The organism is candidate division WOR-3 bacterium (assembly GCA_039802205.1).
Taxonomy (GTDB): Bacteria; Hydrothermota; Tepidihabitantia; order SM23-42; family JAOAFX01; genus JAOAFX01.
The window spans coordinates 1-6,169 of sequence record JBDRWD010000092.1; the positions used below are offsets into that span (position 1 = coordinate 1).

General features: G+C 38.2%; 9 protein-coding genes. All 9 read left to right on the forward strand.

Going from position 1 to position 6,169, the window contains the following annotated elements; translation table 11 throughout:
• Positions 1-257 precede the first annotated feature (257 nt).
• The 9 genes from ABIL39_12130 (at position 258) to ABIL39_12170 (ending at position 6,120) form a co-directional block, all read left to right on the forward strand.
• Positions 258-770, forward strand: coding sequence for a ferritin family protein (locus tag ABIL39_12130; protein MEO0166874.1), 513 nt, complete (start codon positions 258-260; stop codon positions 768-770).
• A gap of 8 nt (positions 771-778) precedes the next feature.
• A complete protein-coding gene (locus tag ABIL39_12135) occupies positions 779-1,288 on the forward strand; it encodes a ferritin family protein (protein ID MEO0166875.1) in 510 nt (169 codons plus the stop codon).
• Positions 1,289-1,310: 22 nt separating this feature from the next.
• Positions 1,311-1,706, forward strand: coding sequence for a Fe-S cluster assembly scaffold protein NifU (gene nifU / locus ABIL39_12140; protein ID MEO0166876.1), 396 nt, complete (start codon positions 1,311-1,313; stop codon positions 1,704-1,706).
• 168 nt (positions 1,707-1,874) lie between these two features.
• A complete protein-coding gene (locus ABIL39_12145) occupies positions 1,875-2,534 on the forward strand; it encodes a thioredoxin family protein (GenBank protein ID MEO0166877.1) in 660 nt (219 codons plus the stop codon).
• 18 nt (positions 2,535-2,552) lie between these two features.
• A complete protein-coding gene (locus tag ABIL39_12150; GenBank protein ID MEO0166878.1) occupies positions 2,553-2,720 on the forward strand; it encodes a hypothetical protein in 168 nt (55 codons plus the stop codon).
• Positions 2,721-2,732: 12 nt separating this feature from the next.
• Positions 2,733-3,152, forward strand: a complete 420-nt coding sequence (locus ABIL39_12155; protein ID MEO0166879.1) for a ferritin-like domain-containing protein — start codon at positions 2,733-2,735, stop codon at positions 3,150-3,152.
• A 58-nt stretch (positions 3,153-3,210) separates the two neighbouring features.
• On the forward strand, positions 3,211-3,459 hold the full coding sequence (locus tag ABIL39_12160) for a sulfurtransferase TusA family protein (protein ID MEO0166880.1): 249 nt from the start codon (positions 3,211-3,213) through the stop codon (positions 3,457-3,459).
• 56 nt (positions 3,460-3,515) lie between these two features.
• Positions 3,516-5,750, forward strand: coding sequence for a heavy metal translocating P-type ATPase (locus ABIL39_12165; protein MEO0166881.1), 2,235 nt, complete (start codon positions 3,516-3,518; stop codon positions 5,748-5,750).
• 208 nt (positions 5,751-5,958) lie between these two features.
• Positions 5,959-6,120 (forward strand): YHS domain-containing protein, encoded by a 162-nt coding sequence (locus ABIL39_12170; protein ID MEO0166882.1) that lies wholly within the window; start codon positions 5,959-5,961, stop codon positions 6,118-6,120.
• Positions 6,121-6,169 lie beyond the last annotated feature (49 nt).

Sequence of the window (6,169 nt, forward strand, 5' to 3'; positions counted from 1 at the left end):
AAGAGGTGGCATGCGATTATTAGATTTCATCATCCATGGTATTTCTCGAGCTAATTTTAAAAGTATAGGAGGTTTTACCTCAAATAGCGGTTTGTTTTAAATTATCTGGCGGGATAAGGTAAATTCTTTTTTTCATAGAACTTCCTCACTCCATCATATAAATACTTCGCAGTTTCGTCAAGAAAAAATTATAATGTATCAGTTAACCTTCAGCTTGACTTTGTGTCTAAACTATGTAGAATATTAAAGGAGTAAAAATGGAAAAAGCAATAGAAATTCTTAAAACTGGTATTAAGATAGAAAAAAATGGTATTGCAAGTTACCTTGATTTCGCCTTCAAGACAAAAGACCCCACAGGTAAGAATATGTTTATCAGGCTTGCAAAGGATGAATATCTTCATATGGATGTCCTGGAGAAAGAACTTGATAGTATTATGTGCAACAAAATCTGGGTATGCGAAAATATTCCAGAATCAACGATTGAAAAAATTGCGCCGATGATAAGAAGTATAGATAAAACCAAAGGTGAAGAAGGTATGGATGAGCTTTCAGCATTGAAGACAGCACTGGATTTAGAAAAAAGATCGATAGAATTCTATAATGAAAATAAAAAACATCTCAACGATCCTGAAGCAGTTAAAATTTTTGACCGAATAATTGAAATGGAAGAATCCCACTATGATTTAATCCAGGCAGAGATTGATCATATTGAACAAACCGGATTCTGGTTCGGAATCAGGGAATTCACTATGGAAGGAGAAAAAAATTAGGAGGTTATATGGACTTAAAAATGACACTTGAAGGATTAAAGATTGCAATGCAGACTGAATTGAATGGAATTGAATTTTATAAAGTTGCAGCGGAAAAGACCGAAGACCCCAAGGGCAAAGAAGTTTTTAAAACACTCGCTCAAGATGAAATTAAACATTTTAATGAATTAAAAAGGCAATATGAACATTTATTAAAAGAGAATGTTTGGCTCGCCAAGATTGAATTGGGAACACCATCAACATTTGTGGGTGAGAGTCCGATCTTTACTGAAGAAATTAAAATGCGCATAAAAGAAAGGCATTTTGAGATGTCCGCCTTAAGCATTGGGGCGCTTTTAGAATCTAATTCAATAGACTTCTATCGAAAAATGAAAGAAGAATCTGACGATCCTCTGGCAAAAGAACTTTTCCAGCAACTCCAAGAATGGGAAGAAAGGCATTTAGAGGCGATTACAAAACAGATGAATTTATTAAAAGAAGAATACTGGGCGGACGCCCAGTTTACACCTTTATACTAATAACAAATGAAAGTGAGGTGAAATGCCTTTTTACTCCGAAAAAGTTATGGATCATTTTCAACACCCAAGGAATGTTGGCGAAATTCCAGATGCCGATGGAATCGGTGAAGTCGGCAATCCAGTTTGCGGTGATATGATGACTTTTTACATCAAAGTTCAAGACAACCGAATTGTAGATGTTAAATTCAAAACCTTTGGCTGTGGGGCAGCGATAGCGGTATCTTCAATGGTGAGTGAAATGGCAAAGGGTAAGACGATTGAAGAAGCATTAAAGATTACCAATGAACTCGTTGCCCAAGAACTTGGTGGTCTACCGCCGAACAAGATGCACTGCTCTAATCTTGGAGCGGATGCACTCCATAAGGCGATAGAGGATTATTTAAAAAAGAAGGAGCAGAGAGATGCCGGAAAAATGTAAGTGCCCATTCTGTGAAAGTGAATTAATCATGAGATGTTTTGAACCCCTTTTCTGCACGACCTGCAATATCGAATTGGTAATCTGTCCAGAGTGCAAAAACCTCTTCAACATTAAATTTGAAAAATGCCCGCACTGTGGGAGAAAGAATGAAAGGAGGAAAGAATGAGTTTGCTTGATGATAATGTAAAGAATGAAGTGAAGAAAATCTTGGGGGGACTTAAAGAAGTAGTTAAAATTATTGTTTTCACACAGGAATCCCCAATTGTTATGCCCACACTTGAATGCGAAAATTGTAAAGATAATCGAATATTAATGGAAGAGTTGGCAAGTTTAACCGATAAGATAAAAATTGAAATTTATGATTTTCTCAAAGATAAATCTAAAGCTGAAGAATTGAAAATAGATAAAATACCTGCAAACATAATTCAGGGAGATATTGATTATGGTATTAGATTCTATGGGTTGCCTGCGGGCTACGAATTTTCGACTTTACTTGAAACAATAAAATTAATATCAAATCGTGATTCCAATCTTGCTCCAGAGTTAAAGGAGAAAATAAAAACAATAGCGAAAACCGTTGCGATAAAGGTCTTTGTTACACTTACCTGTCCGTATTGTCCAGCAGCGGCAATAACTGCGTTTAAATTCGCTATGGAAAGTTCATTAATTACTGCCGAAACGATAAACGCCCAAGAATTTCCACACCTCGCCCAGCGCTATGCTGTTTTTGCCGTGCCTAAAGTGGTGATTAACGAAACCATTACTTTTGAAGGCGCTCTTCCCGATCATTTATTTGCTGAAAAAATAATTAATGCAGTTCAATCATGAGTCACAAGGAGGTTCAAAATGAGAAAAGCAAAAAAAGCACCCATAAAAAAAGGAACCAAATATGTATGTAAGGTCTGTGGTCTTTCAGTAACAGTAGATAATGTCTGTGGCTGTGCCGAAGCACATCCCATTATCTGCTGTGGAACTGAAATGGTTCCTAAAAAGAAAAAAACTACAAAGAAGTAGAAAGGAGAAAAAATGGCATCAAAAGAATTACTCGATTTAATGAATCGGGCAATTGCCCGGGAATTGCAGGTCTCAATTCAATATATGTGGCAGCATGTCCAGGTGGTAGGCATAAAAGGGTTTGCTGTTAAAGACGAATTAAAAAAAATCGCGATAACCGAAATGAAACATGCTGAAGCGATTGCGGAAAGATTGAATTATCTCGGTGGCAAGCCCACAACAAAACCAGAACCGATAAATGTTGGAGATACTCTTAAAGAGAGGATCGAACAAGATAAAAAGGACGAGGAAGGAGCAATTAAACTCTATAAAGAGATAATTGAAAAGGCACGAAAAGAAGGTGATGAGGTAACACGCAAACTGTTTGAGGGTATCTTGACCGACGAAGAAGAACACCACGACACATTTTCCACGCTGCTCGAAGAAATATAGGTCCAATTATATTGCCATCCCCTTTATCCCCCTTTTGTAAAGGGAGATGGAAGGGGATTTGCATTTAGAAAAAATGGCATCCAACCCGACTGCAGTTGTTGATTGTGTGGGGCTTTTCTGCCCCCAGCCAATCTTTCAGACCAGACAGGCACTTGATAAACTAAAATCAGGCGAAATCCTTGAACTTCTCGCTGATGACCCTGCTGCAGAAGAAGACATAAAGGCATTCTGCAAGCGAACCGGCAATGAACTCTTAAGTGTTGAGAAAAACGGTGGTATTTTGAAATTTCTAATTCGCAAGACATAAAAACGTAGGGCAAGGCTTTAGCCTTGCATACTTGCATAAAGGAAGGAAAAATTAGAATGCCTGAAAAGAAAATCATAAAAGTTGGCGGAATGCACTGTGCAATGTGTGTGAGCACAGTGGAAAATTCATTAAAGAATCTTGATGGCACAATTGATGTAGTAGTGAATCTGGCAACTGAGAAGGCAGCAGTTACTTACGACCCGGCAATTGTTGACATAAATAAAATAAAAAAGGCGATAGAAGAATCTGGTTATCAGTTTCTGGGACTTGCTGAAGAGATAGACCTAAGGAAAGAAGAAGAATTAAGGCAGAAAGACCTCAATGCGAAAAAGCGTAAGTTTATAATCGGTTTTATCATCGGCATTCCTTTGATGGTTTTGATGTATATTCCAATGCATCATATCCAATTCCCCATACACTATTTGCTGTTTGCAATCTCAACCCCTACCTTTATTTATATCAGCGCGCCCATCTTCAAAGCGGGATTCCAGGCACTAAAAAATAAATCTCTAAATATGGATGTGATGTATTCAATGGGTATTGGTGTTTCATATATTGCAAGTGTAATGGGAACTTTTAATATAATCCTGAATAAAGAATTTATGTTTTATGAAACCGCGGTCCTGCTTGCAACATTTTTAACTCTTGGGCGGTATCTTGAGGCAAAGGCAAAAGGTAGAACCTCTGAGGCGATTAAGAAGTTGATTGGATTAAAGCCAAAGTCAGCGATCGTGGTAAGAGATAATGTTGAAACTGAAATACCAGTTGACGAAGTCCAGGTCGGTGATATAATAATCTCAAGACCTGGAGAACGGATAGCAACGGATGGAGAAGTTATTGAAGGAATGAGTTCAGTTGATGAATCTATGATCACGGGCGAGCCGATACCCGTATTGAAGAGAAAAGGTGATACATTGATTGGTGGAACGATAAACAAGAATGGCGTGATAAAATTCCGTGCTACAAAAGTTGGAAAAGAAACTTTATTATCGCAGATTATCAAACTCGTTGAGGAAGCCCAGGACTCAAAGCCGCCGGTACAGAAAATTGCGGATAAGGTGGTGAGTTATTTTATTCCAGTTGTTTTGGGTATTGCTATCGTCTCTTTCACCCTCTGGTATTTTGGCTTCGGTTCATCATTGCATTTTGCACTGAGCATCTTAATTTCTATTCTGGTCGTTGCCTGCCCCTGTGCGTTAGGTCTTGCTACGCCGACTGCAGTGACTGTAGGAATTGGCAGGGGCGCAGAATTGGGGATTTTGATCAAAAATGGCGAAGCACTTGAAATTGCGGAAAAAATTACAACCATGGTTTTTGATAAAACCGGAACGCTGACAATGGGAAAGCCGGAAGTAACGGAGATAATTGAAAGTAGCGAGGAGCGAGTAGAGAGTAGAGAGAGAAAAGCGTTAAGAATTGCCGGGTCACTTGAAAAAAATTCTCTTCATCCCCTTGCTGAGGCGATTGTGCATAAGGCAAAAGAGATGAAAATAGAATTGGTTGAGCCGCAAAATATAGAAACAGTAGAAGGTAAAGGAATAAAAGGATTTATTGAAGGAAAACCCGCAATTGTTGGGAGTAAAAATTTTCTACAAGAGAATGGGATAACAATTTCTGAAGATATAAAAAATGAAATAAAGAAACTTGAAAATAAAGGCAAAACCCTGGTCTTTGTTGGTTTTAATAAAAAACTCATCGGCGCAATTGCCATTTCTGATATAATTAAATCCGAGGCAAAACAGGCAATAGCATATTTAAAGAAGATGCACCTCAAACCGGTAATGCTCACCGGTGATAATAAACAGACCGCAGAAGCAGTTGCAAATGAACTCGGGATTGAGAGATTCATAGCCGAAATATTACCCCAGAATAAATCAGATGAAATAAAAAAATTACAAAATGAGGGTGAAATAGTGGCATTCGTTGGTGATGGAATAAACGATGCACCAGCACTTGCCCAGGCAGATTTAGGAATTGCTGTAGGTAGTGGCACAGACATAGCAATAGAAAGCGGTGATGTCGTATTGGTCAAAAATAAAATGACCGATGTTGTAGCAACAATTCAACTTGCAAGAAAGGTGATGGCAAGAATAAAACAGAATCTATTCTGGGCATTTTTCTATAATATAATATTGATTCCTGTTGCTGCCGGCATTCTATATCCATTTTTCAAGATTACCTTCAAACCCGAGTTCGCCGGCTTAGCAATGGCAATGAGTTCAGTGACGGTGGTGAGTCTGTCGTTGATTTTGAAGAGATACACACCAAAAATAAAGGACTATGATGGGTAGTGGGTTGGGGTTAAGATGCTGGATATTTCTAAAATACCTAAAAGTCCAAAAACTTGTCCTGATGGAAATCAGGATGCCTAAATACCTAATTTTTAGGGGCATTTGTTGGTTGTCCTTAGAATTTATGATTCGTTTTGAGTTGGACGTTTTGAAAAATTTATCCGTGTGAATTTACGGGCTTTGCGAAGCAAAGCGAAAGGAGGTAATTATGGCAACAGACCCGGTCTGCAAGATGCTGGTCTCAGAGAAGACCGCAAAATGGACAACTGAATATAAGGGCAAGAAGTATTACTTCTGTGCCCCGGGATGCAAAAAGGCATTTGAGGAAAATCCAGAGAAGTATTTGAAAGAAATAGAAGAGGATAAGTAATAGTTAATGGGTTTGGGTTGGGATGCTGGATATTTAAATACCTAAAGTC